The 19,525-nt window shown below is 67.8% G+C and carries 20 protein-coding genes, 1 tRNA gene and 1 pseudogene; 16 read left to right on the forward strand and 6 right to left on the reverse strand.

Annotated elements, in window-relative coordinates; genetic code table 11:
- The first annotated feature begins 15 nt into the window (after positions 1 to 15).
- Together polA and rpsA are read left to right on the forward strand one after the other, a co-directional pair.
- Positions 16 to 2,634, forward strand: coding sequence for a DNA polymerase I (gene polA, locus ACFPZL_RS00395; RefSeq protein WP_218115778.1), 2,619 nt, complete (start codon positions 16 to 18; stop codon positions 2,632 to 2,634).
- Positions 2,635 to 2,809: 175 nt separating this feature from the next.
- Positions 2,810 to 4,267, forward strand: a complete 1,458-nt coding sequence (gene rpsA, locus ACFPZL_RS00400) for a 30S ribosomal protein S1 (protein WP_218115736.1) — start codon at positions 2,810 to 2,812, stop codon at positions 4,265 to 4,267.
- Between the two features lie 132 nt (positions 4,268 to 4,399).
- Here the strand turns inward: rpsA and ACFPZL_RS00405 are convergent, their stop codons facing one another.
- Positions 4,400 to 5,017 carry a DUF4126 domain-containing protein gene (locus ACFPZL_RS00405; RefSeq protein ID WP_218115737.1) on the reverse strand — a complete coding sequence of 206 codons (618 nt, stop codon included), beginning with the start codon at positions 5,015 to 5,017 and terminating at the stop codon, positions 4,400 to 4,402.
- A 66-nt stretch (positions 5,018 to 5,083) separates the two neighbouring features.
- Between ACFPZL_RS00405 and coaE the strand changes: the two genes are divergently transcribed.
- Complete coding sequence (gene coaE, locus ACFPZL_RS00410; protein ID WP_218115740.1) at positions 5,084 to 5,692, forward strand: dephospho-CoA kinase; 609 nt, start codon at positions 5,084 to 5,086, stop codon at positions 5,690 to 5,692.
- A 45-nt stretch (positions 5,693 to 5,737) separates the two neighbouring features.
- On the opposite strand, the gene ACFPZL_RS00415 is transcribed toward coaE, so the two are convergent.
- Entirely contained in the window at positions 5,738 to 6,352 is a 615-nt protein-coding gene (locus ACFPZL_RS00415) for a vitamin K epoxide reductase family protein (RefSeq protein WP_218115741.1), read from the reverse strand.
- A gap of 51 nt (positions 6,353 to 6,403) precedes the next feature.
- Here ACFPZL_RS00415 and ACFPZL_RS00420 point away from each other — a divergent pair, with 51 nt between their 5' ends.
- From ACFPZL_RS00420 to ACFPZL_RS00480, 13 genes are all read left to right on the forward strand, one after another.
- A complete protein-coding gene (locus ACFPZL_RS00420; protein WP_382334535.1) occupies positions 6,404 to 6,607 on the forward strand; it encodes a hypothetical protein in 204 nt (67 codons plus the stop codon).
- Positions 6,597 to 9,134 (forward strand): Rne/Rng family ribonuclease, encoded by a 2,538-nt coding sequence (locus tag ACFPZL_RS00425; protein WP_218115743.1) that lies wholly within the window; start codon positions 6,597 to 6,599, stop codon positions 9,132 to 9,134. The genes ACFPZL_RS00420 and ACFPZL_RS00425 overlap by 11 nt, the downstream gene beginning before the upstream one ends.
- A 179-nt stretch (positions 9,135 to 9,313) precedes the next feature.
- On the forward strand, positions 9,314 to 9,622 hold the full coding sequence (gene rplU / locus ACFPZL_RS00430) for a 50S ribosomal protein L21 (protein ID WP_218115745.1): 309 nt from the start codon (positions 9,314 to 9,316) through the stop codon (positions 9,620 to 9,622).
- Between the two features lie 22 nt (positions 9,623 to 9,644).
- A complete protein-coding gene (rpmA, locus tag ACFPZL_RS00435; RefSeq protein WP_218115747.1) occupies positions 9,645 to 9,899 on the forward strand; it encodes a 50S ribosomal protein L27 in 255 nt (84 codons plus the stop codon).
- 95 nt (positions 9,900 to 9,994) lie between these two features.
- Positions 9,995 to 11,500: a GTPase ObgE gene (gene obgE, locus ACFPZL_RS00440; RefSeq protein WP_218115749.1), complete on the forward strand. Its 1,506-nt coding sequence runs from the start codon at positions 9,995 to 9,997 to the stop codon at positions 11,498 to 11,500.
- A complete protein-coding gene (gene proB / locus ACFPZL_RS00445) occupies positions 11,497 to 12,282 on the forward strand; it encodes a glutamate 5-kinase (protein ID WP_218115750.1) in 786 nt (261 codons plus the stop codon). The genes obgE and proB overlap by 4 nt, the downstream gene beginning before the upstream one ends.
- Before the next feature lie 39 nt (positions 12,283 to 12,321).
- On the forward strand, positions 12,322 to 13,581 hold the full coding sequence (locus ACFPZL_RS00450) for a glutamate-5-semialdehyde dehydrogenase (RefSeq protein ID WP_268912066.1): 1,260 nt from the start codon (positions 12,322 to 12,324) through the stop codon (positions 13,579 to 13,581).
- Positions 13,582 to 13,663: 82 nt separating this feature from the next.
- A complete protein-coding gene (locus ACFPZL_RS00455) occupies positions 13,664 to 13,879 on the forward strand; it encodes a hypothetical protein (protein WP_218115754.1) in 216 nt (71 codons plus the stop codon).
- 4 nt (positions 13,880 to 13,883) lie between these two features.
- Complete coding sequence (gene nadD, locus ACFPZL_RS00460; RefSeq protein WP_218115756.1) at positions 13,884 to 14,492, forward strand: nicotinate-nucleotide adenylyltransferase; 609 nt, start codon at positions 13,884 to 13,886, stop codon at positions 14,490 to 14,492.
- The gene (locus ACFPZL_RS00465; protein ID WP_218115758.1) at positions 14,489 to 15,865 is read left to right on the forward strand and encodes a hypothetical protein; all 1,377 of its coding nucleotides are present in this window, start codon (positions 14,489 to 14,491) and stop codon (positions 15,863 to 15,865) included. Before nadD ends, ACFPZL_RS00465 begins: the two co-directional genes overlap by 4 nt.
- Positions 15,862 to 16,281: a ribosome silencing factor gene (gene rsfS, locus ACFPZL_RS00470; RefSeq protein ID WP_218115759.1), complete on the forward strand. Its 420-nt coding sequence runs from the start codon at positions 15,862 to 15,864 to the stop codon at positions 16,279 to 16,281. The genes ACFPZL_RS00465 and rsfS overlap by 4 nt, the downstream gene beginning before the upstream one ends.
- 49 nt (positions 16,282 to 16,330) lie before the next feature.
- Positions 16,331 to 16,403 (forward strand) — tRNA-Ala (locus ACFPZL_RS00475).
- A gap of 130 nt (positions 16,404 to 16,533) precedes the next feature.
- Positions 16,534 to 16,773, forward strand: coding sequence for a hypothetical protein (locus ACFPZL_RS00480; RefSeq protein ID WP_232514701.1), 240 nt, complete (start codon positions 16,534 to 16,536; stop codon positions 16,771 to 16,773).
- Positions 16,774 to 17,016: 243 nt separating this feature from the next.
- Here ACFPZL_RS00480 and ACFPZL_RS00485 read toward each other — a convergent pair.
- From ACFPZL_RS00485 to ACFPZL_RS00500, 4 genes and pseudogenes are all read right to left on the reverse strand, one after another.
- Positions 17,017 to 18,057, reverse strand: a pseudogene (locus ACFPZL_RS00485) (recombinase family protein); the annotation flags it as partial.
- Positions 18,058 to 18,238: 181 nt separating this feature from the next.
- Positions 18,239 to 18,466 carry a hypothetical protein gene (locus tag ACFPZL_RS00490; RefSeq protein ID WP_028707603.1) on the reverse strand — a complete coding sequence of 76 codons (228 nt, stop codon included), beginning with the start codon at positions 18,464 to 18,466 and terminating at the stop codon, positions 18,239 to 18,241.
- A gap of 4 nt (positions 18,467 to 18,470) precedes the next feature.
- Positions 18,471 to 19,010, reverse strand: coding sequence for a hypothetical protein (locus ACFPZL_RS00495; protein ID WP_084634547.1), 540 nt, complete (start codon positions 19,008 to 19,010; stop codon positions 18,471 to 18,473).
- 37 nt (positions 19,011 to 19,047) lie between these two features.
- Entirely contained in the window at positions 19,048 to 19,488 is a 441-nt protein-coding gene (locus ACFPZL_RS00500; RefSeq protein ID WP_028707601.1) for a single-stranded DNA-binding protein, read from the reverse strand.
- Between the last annotated feature and the right edge of the window lie 37 nt (positions 19,489 to 19,525).

Here is a 19,525-nt window from a genome sequence, read left to right on the forward strand (position 1 = left end):
CCTCAGCCTACCCTCATGGTCATCGACGGCCACTCGCTCGCATTCCGCGCCTTCTACGCGCTGCCGGTCGACAGTTTTCAGACGCAGACCGGGCAGCACACGAACGCGATCCACGGCTTCATCTCCATGCTCATCAACCTGCTGGGCAACGAGAATCCCGACGCGCTCGCGATCGCCTTCGACATCTCGCGGCACTCCTTCCGCACCGACGAGTACCCGGAGTACAAGGGCACCCGGGGCGAGACGCCACCGGAGTTCAAGGGCCAGGTGCCGCTCCTGCAGGAGGCGCTGCACGCCATGGGCATCCGCACCCTCGAGAAGGAGAACTACGAGGCCGACGACATCCTCGCGACGCTCGCGACTCGCGGCGCTGCAGAGGGGTACCGCGTCCTGGTGGTGAGCGGCGACCGCGACACGATCCAGCTCGTCGACGACGACGTCACGCTGCTCTACCCCTCGAAGCAGGGGGTGAGCGAGCTCACGCGCTACGACGCGGACAAGGTGATGGAGCGCTACGGCATCCGGCCCGAGCAGTACCCCGAGATCGCCGCGCTGGTGGGGGAGACGAGTGACAACCTGCCCGGCATCCCGCGCGTCGGTGAGAAGACCGCGGTGAAGTGGATCAACCAGTTCGGTTCGCTCGAAGAGGTGCTGCGGCGGCAGGACGAGATCGGCGGCAAGGTCGGCGAGAGCCTGCGCGAGCACGCCCACCTGGCCGAGCGCAACCGCCGGCTGAACCGATTGGTGCGCGACGTCGAGCTGGGCGTCTCCCTCGACGAGCTGGCGCGCGGCGATATCGACATGAGCGCCGTGCAGCAGGTGTTCGCCCGGCTCGAGTTCCGCACACTGCTCCAGCGCGTGGGAAAGCTCGCCGGAGCCGATACCGAGGCGACGGACGGCGGCGCGGTGTCCCTGGCGCCGACGCTCCCGGAGCCTCGGCTTCTGCTCGACGAGGAGCTCGGAGACTGGCTCGCGAAGGCGGAGCAGCCGGCCGTGCTCATCACGGAGGACGCCGGCGGCCTGCACGTCGGGCTCGCAACCCCAGACTCGACCGTGCTCGTGAACTGGAAGCCGGGCGGCCGGGACTACGCGCAGTTCGAGGCGTGGCTCTCCGCAGATGCCCCGAAGATCCTGTTCGACGCCAAGCCGCAGATGAAGATCGCGGAGCGCGCGGGCATCCGGTTGGCCGGCATCGCCGGGGATGCCCTGCTCGCCGCCTGGTTGGTCCGCCCCACCGCGCCCGAGAAGACGATCGCCGAAGCGGTGTTCCGCTATCTGGGCGAGCAGGTGCCGGAGGGGGATCCGAACCAGCTGGTGCCCGAGGAGGGTTCGGTCGCAGGGCCCGATGCGCTTGCCTGGTACATCGTCCGCGTGCACGAGGTCATCCGCTCCCGCTTCGATGGGCGTACCGGCGAGGTGTACTCGGAGATCGAGCTGCCCCTCCTGCCCGTGCTCGACGCGCTCGAGCGGCGCGGTGTCGAGATCGACCTGCCACTGCTGCAGGCGCACGAGGCCGAACTGCGCGAGCGGGTCGCCGGGCTGGAGCAGGAGGCCTTCGCCGCGATCGGGCACGAGGTGAACCTCTCGTCGCCCAAGCAGCTGCAGCAGGTGCTCTTCGAAGAACTCGACATGCCGAAGACGCGGAAGACGCAGACGGGGTACACGACGGATGCGGCCGCCCTGGCGGACCTGCAGTCGAAGCAGCCGCATCCGTTCCTCGACGCGCTGCTCGCGCACCGCGACGCGAACAAGCTGCGGCAGATAATCGAAACACTGATCAAGGCTGTGCAGCCCGACGGGCGGATCCACACCACGCTCGTGCAGATCGGTGCGAGCACGGGCCGTCTCGCCTCGACCGATCCGAACCTGCAGAACATCCCCGTGCGCACCGAGGAGGGCCGGCGCATCCGGGAGGGCTTCATACACTCGGGCGAGTTCGAAACGCTGATGACGGCCGACTACTCGCAGATCGAGATGCGGATCATGGCGCATCTCTCCGGCGACGCCGGCCTCATCGCGGCGTTCAACGCGGGCGAGGACCTGCACCGTTTCGTGGGTTCGCGCATCTTCGGCGTGGAGCCCGCCGAGGTCACGAGCGAGATGCGCGCCAAGGTCAAGGCGATGTCGTACGGCCTCGCCTACGGGCTATCGGCGTTCGGCCTGGCGAAGCAGCTCGGGATCACCGGCGCCGAGGCGAAACAGCTGATGCTCGACTACTTCGAGCGATTCGGCGGCGTGCGCGACTACCTGCGATCCGTGGTCGAGCAGGCGAAGATCGACGGCTACACCGAGACGATCTTCGGGCGCCGCCGGCCGTTCCCCGACCTGGCGAGCCCCAACCGAGTACTGCGCGAGAACGCGGAGCGCGCGGCGCTGAACTCGCCGATCCAAGGATCCGCCGCCGACATCATCAAACGGGCGATGGTGCAGGTCGAGCTGCGCATGCGCGCGGGGTCGATGGCGTCGCGCATGCTGCTGCAGATCCACGACGAGCTCATGTTCGAGGTCGCCGAGGGCGAATGGGACGCGCTCGAGACGATCGTGCGGGAGGAGATGGCCGGCGCCGCCGAACTCCTGGTGCCGCTCGACGTGCAGGTCGGGCACGGGGCGAACTGGAACGCTGCGGCGCACTGACCTGAGCGGCCGCACGACGCATTGACGACCGGTCGAGAAAGACGGTAGGGTAAAGGGTCACTTCTGTGACGACTCAACCATGTCCACGTGCGAGTCGCACGCCCGGCCGCCGATCGGCTGCTCGGAATATCGTACGATCCGCCTTGATTCCCTGTCCATTCTGGAGACCAATTACATGACGAACGCAACGACCGAAAAGGCAAGCAAGCAGGTCGCTATCAACGACATCGGCTCGGCCGAAGACTTCCTTGCCGCGGTCGAGAAGACTCTGAAGTTCTTCAACGACGGCGACCTCATCGAGGGCACCGTGGTGAAGATCGACCGCGACGAGGTGCTCCTCGACGTCGGGTACAAGACCGAGGGCGTCATCCCCTCGCGCGAGCTGTCCATCAAGCACGACGTGAACCCCGACGAGGTCGTTCAGGTCGGCGATCCCGTCGAGGCGCTCGTGCTCCAGAAGGAGGACAAGGAAGGCCGTCTGATCCTGTCGAAGAAGCGTGCGCAGTACGAGCGCGCGTGGGGCGACGTGGAGCGGATCAAGGAGACCGAGGGCGTCGTCACCGGCACCGTCATCGAGGTCGTCAAGGGCGGCCTGATCGTCGACATCGGCCTGCGCGGCTTCCTGCCCGCGTCGCTGATCGAGCTGCGCCGCGTGCGCGACCTCACCCCGTACCTGGGCCAGGAGATCGAGGCCAAGATCCTCGAGCTCGACAAGAACCGCAACAACGTGGTGCTCTCGCGCCGTGCTCTGCTCGAGGAGACGCAGTCGGCCAGCCGCTCGTCGTTCCTCGCCGAGCTCAAGCCGGGTCAGGTTCGCAAGGGCGTCATCTCGTCGATCGTCAACTTCGGCGCGTTCGTCGACCTCGGCGGCGTCGACGGCCTCGTGCACGTCTCCGAGCTGTCGTGGAAGCACATCGACCACGCCTCCGACGTCGTCGAGGTCGGCCAGGAGGTCACCGTCGAGGTGCTGTCGGTCGAGCTGGACCGCGAGCGCGTCTCGCTGTCGCTGAAGGCGACGCAGGAAGACCCGTGGCAGGTCTTCGCCCGCACCCATGCGATCGGCCAGATCGCCCCGGGCGTCGTCACCAAGCTCGTGCCCTTCGGCGCGTTCGTCCGCGTGGCCGACGGCATCGAGGGCCTCGTGCACATCTCCGAGCTTTCGGGCCAGCACGTCGAACTCGCCGAGCAGGTCGTCTCCGCCGGCCAGGAGGTCTTCGTCAAGATCATCGACATCGATCTCGATCGTCGTCGGATCTCGCTCAGCCTCAAGCAGGCGAACGACGGCGTCGACCCCGAGGGCACCGAGTTCGATCCGGCGCTGTACGGCATGACCGCCGAGTACGACGAGAACGGCGAGTACAAGTACCCCGAGGGCTTCGATCCCGAGACCCAGGAGTGGAAGGAAGGCTTCGAGACCCAGCGCGAGGCCTGGGAGCAGGAGTACGCAGCAGCGCAGGAGCGCTGGGAGGCTCACAAGAAGCAGGTCGGCGAGGCCATCGCCGCGCAGGCCGAGCTCCCCGCCGCCGGTTCCGCCGCCGCTCCGTCGAGCTTCTCGAGCGACTCGTCGTCGACCGGTGCGCTGGCCGACGATGAGGCGCTTGCCGCGCTGAAGGCGCAGCTCGAGGGCAACTGAGCCCGGTAGCCTCCGGTAAACGCGACAGGCTCCGCATCCCCTCGGGTGCGGAGCCTGTCGCGTTTCTTGAAGTCGCTCGCAGACACGTTTCGCGGAGCAGGTCTGCGGATCCGTCCCGTCGAACCCGTCGGCTCAGGCCGACACCGGCGATCCGCCGGCCGCCCGCTGCTCCCGGCGGACGCGCAGCGCGCGGCGCAGACGCCGCACCAGCAGCAGGATCGTCACGACCACGGCGATCAGTGCGAGCACGGGGACGACGACCGCGAGGATCGTCAAGACCACCGCGCCGATGTCCTCGAGCGTGCTCGCCACGGCGGCGCCGAAGCCGGCGCTCACCAGGTTCAGCAACGGCCGAGCGATCATCTTGAGCAGGTGGGGGAGCAGCGCGACGACGATGCCGAGCACGAACGGCCAGAACTGCGCGGAGTCGGCGAACGCCGCGGGATCGGTCACCGCGACGGTGTCGCTCGATGCGCCCGCGGAGAACACCAGCCCGCCGGACGCCGGACGCACGACGGTTTGGAGCACGTCGTTCACCGTGTCCAGCGCCGGTACCTTGTCGACGATCACCTCTACGACCAGCAGCACCCCGATGATGCCGAGCGTCCACTCGTTCTCGAGCCAGATCCAGTTCTCGGGCAGCTGCACGAGATCGGTGAAGCGGGAGAGCAGGCCGAGCCCGAGCAGGGGGATGTACGCGTTCAGGCCGGCTGCGCTCGCGAGCACCAGACCGGTGATGACCTCGATCATGCTCCCAGTCTAGAATCCGAGGTGCTGCGGGCGGAGTCGTACCAGTCGCCTCGCTACAGTGGCAGCATGAAGCTGATCGGTTTGAGCGGCGGGATCGCCTCGGGAAAGTCCACGATCGGGCGACGGCTCGAGGAGCTCGGAGCCGTTCGGATCGATGCGGATCAACTCGCCCGGGACGTCGTGCAGCCGGGTGCTCCCGCACTCGAGCGCATCCGTTCCGCGTTCGGCGAGCACGTGATCGCCGCGGACGGGGCGCTCGATCGCGAGGCGCTCGGCAGCCTCGTGTTCGCGAATCCCGACGCACTCGCCGAACTGAACGGCATCGTGCACCCCGCGGTGCGGGAGCTCGCGCAGGAGCGGATCGCGGCGGCGGAGGCAGCGGATCCCGCAGCCATCGTCGTGTACGAGATCCCGCTGCTCGTCGAGACGGGCGCCCACAGCGACGGGACGGTGAGGTGGGATCTCATCGTGATCGCGGATGCGCCGGCTGAGAAGCGGGAGCGAAGACTGGTCGAACTCCGGGGACTGAGCGAGGAGGAGGCGGCGCGCCGGATCGCCAGCCAGGCCGACGACGACGAGCGGCGCGCTGCCGCCGGCGTGCTCATCGATACCTCCGGGAGCAAGGAGCAGACGCTCCAGCAGGTGGACGCGCTCTGGCGGACGCTGAACGGATGACAGCCGGGCCGGAGACGAGGCCCGCGGACGTATCCGTTCGCCGACTCAGCGCGCGAACTCGGCGAACCAGTTCAGCTGCATCTGCGCGATGGCCGCGACCACCAGGTAGTTGACGAGTACCACGACCCATACCCAGCTGTACAGGGTCTGAGCGAGCCTTCGAGCGTTCGGGCCGAGCGGGATTCCTCCGGATGCGAACGGGCGCGCGAGACCGCTCCACCAGAGGGGGATCATGACGGCCCACACCACCATGCACCACGGGCAGAGGGTGCCGAGCACGAAGATGCTCTGGTACTGCAGCCAGCACACGAACACGAATCCGGCGAGCAAGCCGACCTGGTAGAGACCCCAGAACCAGGGGGCGAAGCGGGCTCCTGCGAGCAGTGCGACACCGACCGCGATCGGAGCGACGAAGGCGGCGACGCCGAGGATCGTATTGCTGAACCCGAGGAGCGAGCCCTGCGCAGAGTCCATGTTCGGGCCGCAGGTGACGAGGATGCTGACGGAGCAGTTCGGAACGTAGTCCGGGTTCTTCAGCTTCTTGATGTACTCGGTGATGAGTTCGAACGACGCGAACCAGCCGATCGCGCCCAGCACGATGGAGAAGACCGCGTAGGCTCTCCGGCTGCGAGCGGATGGAGCGGCGGCGAGAGAGGTCATGCGGCGATCCTAGCCGGGTGATCTGCGTGTTCGCCCGCCGAGCGTGCCATAATGGATACCAGCATCGAGCGCCAACGCGTATCCGATGCGGAACAGTCTTTCGGTCGCGAGCATCGCGGCCAGCGGCTCCATGATGGGCCGGGCGCGTGGCACCAGCGACGCGAGCAGAAGGTTTTGCGGCGACGCCGCAGTGAGAATTTCCCGAGGTCGGGTGACCGCTCGGGGCAAGAGGAGCGCACCAGCGATGGTGAATGATGAATCAGCATACGAAGCAGCGGACGCGGATAGCACCGAGGCGGTGAACGGAACCGAGGCGGGTCAGGCGATCGAGACCCCGGAGCCCGACCTCGCGGAGGCGCCTGCGGAGATCCCGGCGGACACACCGGAGTCGGAAGAGCCGGGCGACCCGATACCCGCTGAGGCGACCCTCGCCGAGACCGAGCCGGCCGAGGCCGGGCCCTCGGCCGAAGCCCCCGTCTCCGGGACCGAGGTCGCAACCGAGGTCGAGGTTGAAACCGAGACCGAGGATGCACCGCTGGCGGTCGAGTCCACCGCATCAGAGAACTTGGCTGAGGTCGAGCCCGAGTCCGCGTCCTCCGATCCGGGCGAACCGCAGGCACCGGTCGGCGCGGATGGCCGCCCGCTCGTGATCTCGCTCGCAGAGATGAGCCCCGAGGAGCGATTCCGCGCCACCTCGCGCCTCGTCTTCCTCGCTCCCGACGTCCCGCCGCTCCCGCCGCGTCAGCGACGCAGCGGGAGCGCGCTCCGTCAGCTCGACGAGATGCTGGATCAGCGCTTCACGCCCGAGGACGATGAGCGCGAGGAGCGGGAGGGCACCTCGAACCGTCGCCGAGGCCGCCGTCGTAACGGCTCGGACGAAGACGGGGAGCAGCGGAGCCGGCAGCGCGAGCCGCAACCGATCACCGAGCCGCAGAAGGTGAAGGGCTCGACCCGGCTCGAAGCGAAGAAGCAGCGCCGTCGCGAAGGGCGGGATGCGGGCCGCCGTCGCCGACTGGTGATCACCGAATCCGAGTTCCTGGCCCGTCGTGAAGCCGTCGACCGCGAGATGGTCGTGCGCACGACCGCTGACCGGATCCAGATCGGGGTGCTCGAGGACAAGGTCCTCGTCGAGCACTACGTGGCGCGGTCGTCGGAATCGTCGATGATCGGCAACGTCTACTTGGGTCGGGTTCAGAACGTCCTGCCGAGCATGGAGGCGGCGTTCGTCGACATCGGTCGTGGCCGTAACGCGGTCCTCTACTCGGGTGAGGTCGACTGGTCCGAGTTCGAGGGCACCGGCAACGCGCGGAAGATCGAGAACGCGCTCAAGCCGGGCGATCAGGTGCTCGTGCAGGTCACGAAGGATCCGGTCGGGCACAAGGGCGCACGCCTGACGAGTCAGATCTCGCTGCCGGGACGCTTCCTGGTGTACGTGCCGGGCGGCGCGATGAACGGGATCTCCCGCAAGCTGCCCGACACGGAGCGCGCGCGCCTCAAGAAGATCCTCAAGGAGGTGCTGCCGAGCGGCGCGGGCGTGATCGTGCGCACCGCTGCAGAGGGCGCGACCGAGGAGCAGCTGACGCACGACGTGCAGCGACTGACCAAGCAGTGGGAGTCGATCCAGAAGCGCGTCGCCCAGGGCGGAGGTCCGGTGCTGCTGCACTCCGAGCCCGACATGCTCATCAAGATCGTCCGCGACGTCTTCAACGAGGATTTCCACAAGCTCGTGATCGCGGGCGAGGACACCTATCAGGTGATCGAGGGCTACCTCGCGCAGGTGGCTCCCGAGCTGCTCGAGCGGGTATCCCGCTACGACGCCGACCGGGACATCTTCGACGAGTACCGGGTGAACGAGCAGATCGTGAAGGCGCTCGACCGCAAGGTCTGGCTGCCCTCCGGTGGGTCCCTCGTGATCGATCGCACCGAGGCCATGACCGTCGTCGACGTGAACACGGGCAAGTTCGTCGGTTCGGGGGGCAACCTCGAGGAGACGGTCACCAAGAACAACCTCGAGGCCGCCGAGGAGATCGTGCGACAGCTGCGTCTGCGCGATATCGGCGGCATCATCGTCGTCGACTTCATCGACATGGTGCTCGAGTCCAATCGCGACCTCGTGCTCCGTCGGCTGGTGGAGTGCCTCAGCCGGGACCGCACCAAGCATCAGGTCGCCGAGGTGACCTCGCTCGGCCTGGTGCAGATGACCCGGAAGAAGCTGGGGCTCGGTCTCCTGGAATCCTTCAGCGAGCCGTGCGACGTCTGCGCCGGGCGCGGTCTCATTGTCCATCACGAGCCGGTGGCGAAGCATCGTTCCGAGGGGAACGGATCGCGGAGCAAGCGCAAGGGCGGCGGATCGTCGCAGAGCCAGCCCGCGTCGTCGAACGGCCAGACCCACGCGCTCACCGACGAATCCCGCTCGGCCATGGCGAAGATCGCGGCGAGCACGATCCCGGGAGCCGCGGATCATGCGATCGCGCGGCCTGAGGAGCACACGAGCGAGCCGGCGCCTGAGGCGGCCCCGAAGAGGTCGGAGAATGCCGCCTCGCGGAAGCGCCGTCAGGGGCGGGTCGACACCGATGTGCGCGAGGCGCTCGAAGCGCTGGAGCCGCACGAGACGAAGTCGCCCGCGCCCGAGCAGGCGCGATCGACCGAGGATCTGCTCGGCTCGGTGCTCGACGCACTGCCTTCGGCGCCCGAGCCGGGTAGGAAGCGGCGCGCGGGTCGTCGAGCGAGCTCGGCGGCGACGACGGTCGAGGCGGTCGTGCCGGGCGAGGGAGAGGCCTGACACGCCAGTGCGGACGTTTGACTCGCGTAGGCGAGTACGATAAAGTTGATCGCTGGTGCCACCCATTTTCGGGCGGCAGTCGCCGGGTCTCTCGGACCCGGCCGGAATCGTACGCGGCAGATCGCATGCAGATGCGAGTCGCGTGAATCGAAGATCGTTCACGAGGAAAAGGTAGAAACGTGGTTTACGCAGTAGTGCGCACTAGCGGCCGGCAGGAGAAGGTCGAGGTCGGGTCGATCATCACGGTGAACCGCGTGTCGGGCGACGCCAAGGGCAAGCTCGAGCTGCCGGCGGTGCTGCTCGTCGACGGTGACACGGTCACCACCGATGCGGCGGCTCTCGCCAAGGTCAAGGTCACGGCAGAGGTGCTCGACGACCTGCGCGGCCCGAAGATCGTGATCCAGCGCTACAAGAACAAGACCGGCTACAAGAGCCGTCAGGGCCACCGTCAGGACCTGACCCGGCTCAAGATCACCGGCATCAAGTAACCCCGCCGAAGGAGACACTCAGATGGCACACAAGAAGGGTGCGAGCTCGACTCGCAACGGTCGTGACTCGAACGCTCAGCGCCTCGGCGTGAAGCGCTTCGGCGGTCAGCAGGTCAACGCGGGCGAGATCCTCGTCCGCCAGCGCGGGACGCATTTCCACCCGGGCGCGAACGTGGGACGCGGTGGCGATGACACGCTGTTCGCTCTCGCCGCCGGCGCGGTGGAGTTCGGCGCGAAGGGCGGCCGCAAGGTCGTCAACGTGGTGGCCGCTGCCTGATACGGCATGCGACGGCGAGGCGGGCTTCGGCTCGCCTTTTGCCGTATACGGGGAAGTTTCGGCGAACAGGGACGGATAGAGGAGCAGGACCGAGCATGGTGACCTTCGTCGACCAGGTGCAAGTGCACCTCCAGGCGGGTCGGGGCGGCAATGGCTGCGTCTCGGTCAAACGCGAGAAGTTCAAGCCCCTGGCGGGCCCTGACGGCGGGAACGGCGGCCACGGCGGTGACATCGTGCTTCTGGCGGATCCCCAGGTCACGACGCTCCTCGACTTCCACCGTCGGCCGCATCGCAATGCCGAGAACGGCGGCTTCGGCATGGGCGACTTCCGTGCCGGGACGAACGGCGAGGAGATGCTCCTGAGCGTCCCCATCGGCACCGTGGTGAAGGATGCCCTGGGGGAGACCCTGATCGACCTGACCGAGCCGGGCACCCGCTTCGTCGCTGCCAAGGGAGGGCTCGGCGGGCTCGGCAACGCGGCTCTGGCGAGCACCAAGCGCAAGGCCCCTGGCTTCGCCCTGCTCGGCACCGAGGGCTGGTCGGGATCGGTGACCCTGGAGCTCAAGACGATCGCCGATGTCGCGCTCGTCGGCTACCCGTCGGCCGGCAAGTCGAGTCTCATCGCCGCGCTCAGCGCCGCGCGTCCCAAGATCGCCGACTACCCGTTCACCACGCTGCAGCCGAACCTCGGCGTGGTGCAGGTCGCCGACCACCGCTTCACGGTCGCCGACGTACCCGGTCTGATCGAGGGCGCGAGCGAGGGCAAGGGGCTCGGCCTCGACTTCCTGCGTCACGTGGAGCGCTGCAGCGCGCTGCTGCACGTGCTCGACTGCGCCACGCTCGAGCCCGGGCGGGATCCGCTCACCGACCTCGAGGTGATCCGCCGGGAGCTCGCCGCCTACCCCGTGCCGGAGGGCCAGCTCCCGCTGCTGGAGCGCCCCCAGCTGATCGCTCTGAACAAGATCGACGTGCCCGAGGCGGCCGAGCTCGCGGCCTTCGTGCGCCCCGAGCTCGAGGCCATGGGTTTCCGGGTCTTCGAGATCTCGACGGTCTCGCACGCGGGGCTGCGCGAGCTGAGCTTCGCACTCGCAGAACTCGTCGAGACCCATCGCGCGCAGACCGTCGCCGAGGCCGAGGACCGCCCGCGCGTCGTCCTGCGTCCGCGCGCCGTCGACGACGGCGGGTTTCGCATCCTCGCAGAGGGCGGCACCTACGGCACCGTGTACCGGGTGCTCGGAGAGAAGCCCGAACGGTGGGTGGAGCAGACGGACTTCGCCAACGACGAGGCCGTGGGCTACCTCGCGGACCGCCTGCAGAAGATCGGCATCGACGACGCGCTCGTGAAGGCCGGGGCGACCGCCGGAGCGACGGTCGTCATCGGACCGGGCGCCGGTGTGGTCTTCGACTGGGAGCCGACCATGACGAGCGCCGCCGAGGTGCAGATGGGTGCGCGCGGATCGGATCAGCGCGTCGATCAATCGGGCCGCCGCACGAGCAAGGAGCGACGCGAGGAGTACCACGAGCGGATGGATGCGAAGGCCGAGGCCCGGGCCGAACTGGATCGGGAGCGCAAGGCCGGCCTGTGGCGGGAGGAGTCGTGACCGAGTCGCAGCCCCCCAGGTTCGCAGGCAAGCGCGTCGTCGTGAAGGTCGGATCCTCTTCGGTGAGCGGCGACAACGCCGCGCAGATTCCGAGCCTCGTCGACTCCCTCGCCAGGCTCCACCGCACCGGCGGCGAGGTCATCCTCGTCTCGAGCGGAGCGATCGCCACCGGCGTGCCGTTCATGCGTCTCGACGTCCGCCCCGACGATCTCGCGACGCAGCAGGCCGCGGCCGCAGTCGGGCAGAACATCCTCGTCGGCCGGTACCAGCGCGCGCTGAGCGTGCACGACATCATCGCCGGCCAGGTCCTCCTGACCGCGAACGACATGGAGAACCCGACCCACCGGGACAATGCGAAGCGCGCGATCGTCCGTCTGCTGCAGCTCGGGATCCTGCCGATCATCAACGAGAACGACACGGTCGCCACTCACGAGATCCGATTCGGCGACAACGATCGGCTGGCAGCGCTCGTCGCGCGGCTGGTCGGTGCGGATCACCTGGTCCTCCTCTCCGACGTCGATGCGCTCTACACCGCGCCGCCGAACGTCGCCGGTGCGACCCGCATCGCTCGCGTGCCCTTCGGGGACGAGCTCGCCGGAGTCGAGATCGGTGCGACGCAATCGGGCTGGGGGACCGGAGGGGCCGCCACCAAGGTCCAGGCGGCTCGGCTCGCGGCGGAAGCCGGCACAGAGGTCCTGCTGACCGAGACGCGACTGTTCGCCGAGCTGCTCGACGGGGAGGCGCACGGCACGGTGTTCGAGGCCGCTGCAGGCGCTCACTAGGGCAGGTCCTCGCCGTCGGACACTGCGGCATACCCTAGGCTGGAAGGTATGAGTACCGACGCCTTCACCGATCGTCTCGAGCGTGCGCGCACCGCCGCACGGGGCCTCGCGACCGCGACCACCGGTCAGAAGAACGCGGCGCTGGCCGCGATCGCCGACGCGATCGAGGCCGGGATCCCGCAGGTGGTCGAGGCGAACCGCCTCGACCTGGAGCGGGGGCGGGAATCCGGTCTCGAGGAAGGCCTCCTCGACCGTCTGCTCCTCGACGATTCTCGCCTGCGCGGGCTCGCCGCCGCCGTGCGAGACGTCATCTCGCTCGCCGATCCGATCGGCGAGGTGGTCCGTGGCAGCACGATGGCGAACGGCATGCAGATCACCCAGGTACGGGTGCCCTTCGGCGTGATCGGCGCCATCTACGAGGCGCGTCCCAATGTCACCGTGGATATCGCCTCGCTCGCGCTCAAGAGCGGGAACGGGGTCGTCCTGCGCGGGGGGACCGCAGCCGAGCAGTCGAACCGGGTGCTCGTCCAGTTGATCCAGCGGGCGGTCACCGGCGTCGGCCTCGACGGCGAGGCGGTGCAGACGATCGACGAGTTCGGCCGCGACGGCGCGAATCGCCTGATGCGCGCCCGAGGCTACATCGACGTGCTGATCCCTCGCGGGTCCGCCAACCTCATCTCCACGGTGGTGCGGGAATCGACGGTTCCGGTCATAGAGACGGGATCCGGCATCGTGCACGTCTTCGTCGACGCCAGCGCCGATGAGGAGAAGGCCGCCGCGATCGTTCGGAACGCGAAGACGCATCGCCCGAGCGTCTGCAACGCCGCCGAGACGCTGCTCGTGCACCGGGAGTGCGCCGACCGCCTCCTGCCGCGGCTGGCGGCGGACCTGATCGACGCCGGCGTCCTCCTCCACGGCGACGAGCGGACTCGTGAACTCGCGGAGGGCATCCTCGCCGCGGATGATGAGACCTGGGCCACCGAGCACCTCGCGCTCGAGATGGGCGTGAAAGTCGTCGACTCCCTCGACGAGGCCCTCGCGCATATCGAACGCTTCTCCACCCGGCATACCGAGTCGATCGTGACGGAGAACTACGACAACGCGCAGCGCTTCCTCGCCGAGGTCGACTCCGCCGTGGTGATGGTCAACGCGTCCACCCGGTTCACCGATGGCGGGGAGTTCGGCTTCGGCGCCGAGGTCGGCATCTCGACGCAGAAGCTCCACGCGCGCGGTCCCATGGGCCTGGCCGAGCTCACCAGCACCAAGTGGCTCGTGCGCGGCAGCGGGCAGATCCGCTGACACCGGCCGGGGCGGCGCCGTTCCGCCCCGGGATACCGCTAGACTGAGACCGTTCGTTCACCGTAAGGATGCCGGAGTACTGATGTCTGTTTTCGCCACTGCTGTTCTCGCCTCGGAAGAGGGCAGCCACGTCGTCAACGAGCTGATCTTCCCTGCGCCCGTCTTCGGCGCCATCGTGCTCGCCCTGTTCGTGGTGCTCGCCGGAGTGACGTTCTCGTTCCGCGATGTCGCCAACCGCCATGCCGAGAAGGCCGAGGCGTACGCGCGCGAGCACGGTGAAGACGCGCCGCGTCACTGACCCCATGACGACCACCCGCAGACGTCGGGTCGGTGTGATGGGCGGCACATTCGATCCGATCCATCACGGCCACCTGGTAGCCGCGAGCGAGGTTGCTCAGAGCTTCGACCTCGACGAGGTGCTCTTCGTGCCCACGGGCCGACCCTGGCAGAAGAGCAACGTCAGCGACAGCGAGCATCGGTATCTGATGACGGTGATCGCCACGGCCTCGAACCCCCGCTTCCGGGTCAGCCGGGTGGACATCGACCGCGAGGGCCTCACCTACACGGTGGACACGCTGCGCGACCTGCGGGCTCACATGCCCGATGCCGACCTCTTCTTCATCTCCGGCGCCGACGCCGTCGCTCAGATCTTCGGATGGAAGGACGTCGAGGAGATCTGGGATCTGGCTCACTTCATCGCCGTCTCACGGCCGGGGCATGAACTCTCGCTTTCGGGATTGTCCGGCGAGCACGTAAGCTTGTTGGAAGTTCCCGCTCTGGCGATCTCATCGACGGACTGCCGCAGTCGCGTCGCTCGCGGTTACCCCGTGTGGTACCTGGTGCCGGACGGGGTGGTGCAGTACATCGCCAAGCATGACCTGTACGCCGACGGAAGTGAAGACGACGCATGAGTGAACTCGAACAGGATCGTCCGCTCACACGACGCGAGCGGCGGCTGCTCGAGATGGTGGCAACCGGCGCGGTCCCGACGGTTGAGGCCGCCGCCGAGCAGGTGCGCGAGACGGCGTCCCCGGAGGGGAGCGCGCCCGAGGCCCTCGAAGTCGACGACATCGAGATCGATCCACTCGACGAGGATGGGCGGCCGCGCACACGTCGTGAACTGCGCGCGTTGCGAGAGCAGGCACTCGCCGAGCGCGCTCGGGCCGCGGAGGCGGCGGCGAGCGAGCAGGAATCTGCGGCTGAGCCGGCAGTAGACGCGGTCCCGGAGGCCGATGCGGAGCCGGAGGCGGTTGCCGAACCGGAGTCGGTTGCGGATCCAGAGCCCGATGAGGAGCCGGAGGCAACGCAGGAAGCGACGCCGCTGGAGACCGATACGGTCGCCGACGACGCGGTGGACCGGTCTGCGGACGCTGCGGGCGGGGAGCTCGAATCGGATGCGGGCGAGGACACGGTCGAGGAGGGTGGCGAGGAGCCGACGTCTCCGGTGGTCGACCCGCTGCCTGCGGATGAGTTCGTCGACGAGCCCCTGGAAGCCACGCAGCCGTTCTCGCTCGAGGATCTTCGCGAGCTGGACGTCGAGTCCGCCGGTGAGTCCGGTGCCAGTGGGGCCGATGCCGTCGTCGAAGCGGCGGCGGACGCTGCCCCTGCTACCGCGGATGCCTCCGAGCCTCGTGATGCTCGAGATGCGGATGCAGTCGTCGAGTCCGCTCCGGATCCGAGGTCAGCGCCCGCTGAGGAGCCCGCCGCGGAGGAATCAGCGCCGGCCTATTCCTTCCCCGACATCACGCCGCTCGACGACCAGGTGTCCGTGTTCGACGATCCGACGGTGCGCACGGTCGGTTCTTCGAGCCCCGCCGGCTCCCCGGAGGAGAACGGCGATTTCGATGAGCTGATCTCGCGGGCGGTGGCACAGGAGAGCGCCACCACCACGACGAATGCCTCGGCACTGATCCTGCCCAATCTTCCCGACACCGGCGACCTCAGCGGTCCGCTCGGCGGAACCGGAGAGCTGTTCGTGACCGGATCGATCTCGCTGCCGAAGTCGGTCGGCGAGACCGGTGGACATGTGCCGGTGAGCGACGTCGAGGCCGATCATCTCGAGGAGATGGGGTTCGACGCCCTGCCGGCGACGAGCAATCCGATCCTGCCGGTCTCCGCATCACGGGCGGTGAGCGCGGTGAGCACCTCGCAGTCGGCTGCGGTCGAGCAGGAGACCAAGGAGAAGAGCAAGCTTCCGCTGGTCCTCATCGTCACCGGTGGCGGCCTCGTGGTCGCGGTCGGCGCCCTGTTGATCTGGGGCGCGAGTTCGGGGATGTTCGGATGACCGGGGAGACCGTGCCGCTGCCGTTGTCGGATCAGCTGGAGATCGCCGTGCGCCAGGCGGACGCCAAAGGTGCGACGGCCCCGATCGCGATTCGGGTGGGGGACCTGTTCCCGCTCGCGGATGCGTTCCTCGTTCTGAGCGGTGGCGTCGAGCGCAACGTGCAGGCCATCTCCGACGCTGTCGAGGACGGACTGAACGCTGCGGGCGTGCGCACCATTCGTCGTGAGGGGCGCGAGAGCGGGCGCTGGGTTCTGCTCGACTTCGGCGATCTGATCGTGCACGTGTTCCACCAGGAGGAGCGAGAGTTCTACCAGCTGGAGCGCCTCTGGAAGGACTGCCCGCTCATCGACGTGGCCCCGATTCTGCAGGCGGCGCACGCCGCGGCGGACGCCGCCGATTTGCGTGACCAACCCTGAAATGGTGTAGAGTAGAAGGGTTGTCGGGTGAGCATTCGCCCGACTTCCCGGGTCTGTGGCGCAGCTGGTAGCGCACCTGCATGGCATGCAGGGGGTCAGGGGTTCGAGTCCCCTCAGATCCACCGCACGCACAAGGCTCGAACCCTTGCCAACGGAAACGTTGGTTGAGGTTCGGGCCTTGTGTGCGTCTGCGGCCCAGGTCAGCGCGTTGGCGTTGACCTGTGGATCGAGGAGCATCTCGAAGGGTCGGTTGTGCTCGACGCGCAGCTCGTTGTCTTCGTCGATGAAGACCTTGGTGAAGAACGCCTGATTGCACAGCCGCCGGTTGGTGTCGTCGCACCGGGTGTAGATGTCGGCGCAGTTGGCGAGCAGACCGAGCGCGTCGTCGAGGTGGGAGCGGGCGTCGGCGTAGTCGCCGTAGTGGGCGTCGATGCGGCGGGTCACTTGGTCGAGTTCGGCGACGATGCGGTCCTGTTCGCGCTTGAGCACTGAGAGCGGAATCGCGTCGGCGTAGTGCGCCTGCATGAGGCGGTCCTGCTCGCTTTCGAGCCGGTCGCGGTTGGTGGTGAGGCGTTCCAGTTCCTCGGTTTCGGCGGCCATGAGCCGGTCGAACTCGTGGTGGAGCATCCCCGCGAGCGCGTCCTGCTGGGCGGGCGTGATCTGGACGCGGGTGTAGTAGTCCTCGACGAGTTTCTCGACGTCTTCGATGAGCATCGCCTGGCGTGTGCAGTCGGTGCGCTTGGAGTGCCGGCCGGAGCACACGAAGTAGCAGTAGACGTTGCCGTGGCGGTTCTTCGCGTTGGAGACGATGAGTCGGGAGCCGCACTGGCCGCAGTGGATGGTGCCTTTGAGGTAGTGGCCGTGGACTTGGGTTGCCTCGACGGCGCACTGGTGCGCGGTGAGCACGGACTGGACCTGGTACCAGACCTCGGCGGGCACGAGCGCCGGGTGGTTGCCCTTGTAGCGGGTGCCTCGGTAGACGACATCGCCCTTGTAGTACGGGTTGGTCAGGAGGCGGTGGATGGTGGACACGGCCAGCGGCTTCGCCGGCCTCTTCGGCGTGGGCAGACTGCGCAGCCCCCGCGAGGTGAGTTCGTCGTGGAGTTGGCTGACGCTCCAGTTGCCCGAGGCGTAGGCCTTGAACGCCCATTCGATCATCGGTGCGCGCTCAGGATCGAGCTCGATGGTGCGGACTTCGCGCCCGAGCTCGTCGCGCTTGCGGACGTTCAGATACCCGATGGGTGCGCGCCCGTTCGTGCCGCCACCGATGGCCTTCTGCGTCATGCCCTTGGCGACCTCGGTGGCGAGGTTGCGGGAGTAGAACTCGGCGATGGTGGACATGATTCCGTGCAGCAGCATCCCCGAAGGAGTCTCGTCGATGTTCTCCGACGCGGACACGAGCATCACCCCGCACTGTTGGAGTGCGAGGTGGATGCTCACATCGTCGGCGCGGTTGCGGGCGAGCCGGTCGACCTTGTGAACGATGCAGTACGCGACCTTATTGGCCTTGACGTACTGGATCATCCGCATCAGCTCGGGCCGGTCGGACGACTTGGCTGAGGCTCCCGCGTCCACGAACTCCTCGACGATGCCGGCGCCGAGCTGTTCGGCCTTGCGCCTGGTCGCTTCGCGCTGGGCCGGGATCGAGAAGCCTTCGTCGGTGCCGCCCTTCTCTGCCTGCTCGCGGGTCGAGACTCGCAGGTAGGACACGGCGGCAGCCGCAGTCTTGGGCGGGTCGATGAGGCTGGCTGCCGGATCGTCGGCAATGGTGGTCATCGGGGGCTCACTCTCACGCGGTTCGACCCTCGCGCTCCCACTGTTGGTGGGAGGGGTGTTGATCGTGAGAGCAGCCGGTGAAGGCTGTAGGGCGAGACCCGATGGTCTCGGTGCGTGTTGCCCGCCGAACGGCGGGGTTTAGGCCACAACACCCCGCATCGCGAGGCTTGCAGGTTTCATTCTACCGGGCGGCTTCAGAGGCGGCCAGGCCATCGGGAGCCGCCTGGTAGGTGTCGGGCACCCGCACGGCTTCACGGGCCGCGCGGCTCTCGCCGGTCTCCTGCAACGTCAGCCGGATGAGAACCTCGGCGAGCTTGTGCAGGTCGGCGCGCTCGCGGTGGACGGCCCGGACGGAAAACGACCGCTCCTCGTACGGGCGACGGTCGGTCTTCTTGGCATAGCGGCTCATCGCTCTACGGAGCTTCATCGTCGGCCAGGTTGGCGTAGAACTCGTCTTCGGCCTCCTGGCGCTTGCGGACTTGGGCGATGACGAACTCGACGAACTCGGTGTCGCGGTCGGTGAAGGTGAAGTCCTGGATGGTGGGCGCTGAGTCTTCACCGGGCCATGCAGCTTGCCGGGTCGGTCGGTCGCGGTCGCCACGGGTGCCGCAGGCGGTGACCCAGTAGCGAAGGCGTTCGCGCGCGTCGGCGAAGTCGCGGTGCCAGCCGAGCGGCGCGGATGCGTTCTGATCGGGGTCGTAGGCCGCGAGCCAGTGCAGGTGCAGTGCCGATAGCTCCCAGACCATCTCCGGGTGGTGGTGCCAGAACGGTGGCACTACCGCGACGGTGAGGCCGTAGGTGCGGCGCAGCCAGTCAACCCATCGGTTCAGCGCGAGCCATTCCTGCTCCAGCTCGTGTGCCGTCAGCAGGTTCCAGTTCACGGGGTGCGGCGGTTCGGGCATGTCCGAGTTGGTGACGCGGGGCGGGCCGTCGAAGACGTCCGGCTCATCCATCTCATGCTGATCGTTCATGGTGCTGTAGCTCCCGAGCTCACATGCTGACCGGGGCGTGCGCCGCGGTCGCTGCTCGCTGCGTCGGCTCGTACGTTGCTGCGTCCCGCCCGACTCCATTGCGCGGCGTGCGATCCACCTGGTAGCGGGTTCGCGCGGCGTCGTGGCCGATCTTCTTGGCGACGAACTCTTCGCCCTCGATTGCCTGACCGTTGCGCTCGTAGTTGACCGGTCGCGTGTAGCCCTCGGCGACGAAGTTGTCGCCCTGGTCGAAGTTCGCGTGCGCGTGCTCAGCGGAACGCCCGAACATCACCAGGTGGTGGTAGGTCGTCTCGGTCTGCGTGAACGAGCCGTCGTCCTCGCGGCGGAAGTGCTCCTTGCCGATACGGGCGAAGAACCTGGCGTCTCCCTTTGCCGTCTCGGTGAGCAACGGCTCCGAAGCGATGAAGCCTGACAGCGATTCCTGGGTGTGAATGGCCATGATGGCCTCCTCCTGATTCGGGCGACCAGCTGCGTGT

Source organism: Leucobacter soli (assembly GCF_042659205.1).
Lineage (GTDB): Bacteria > Actinomycetota > Actinomycetes > Actinomycetales > Microbacteriaceae > Leucobacter > Leucobacter soli.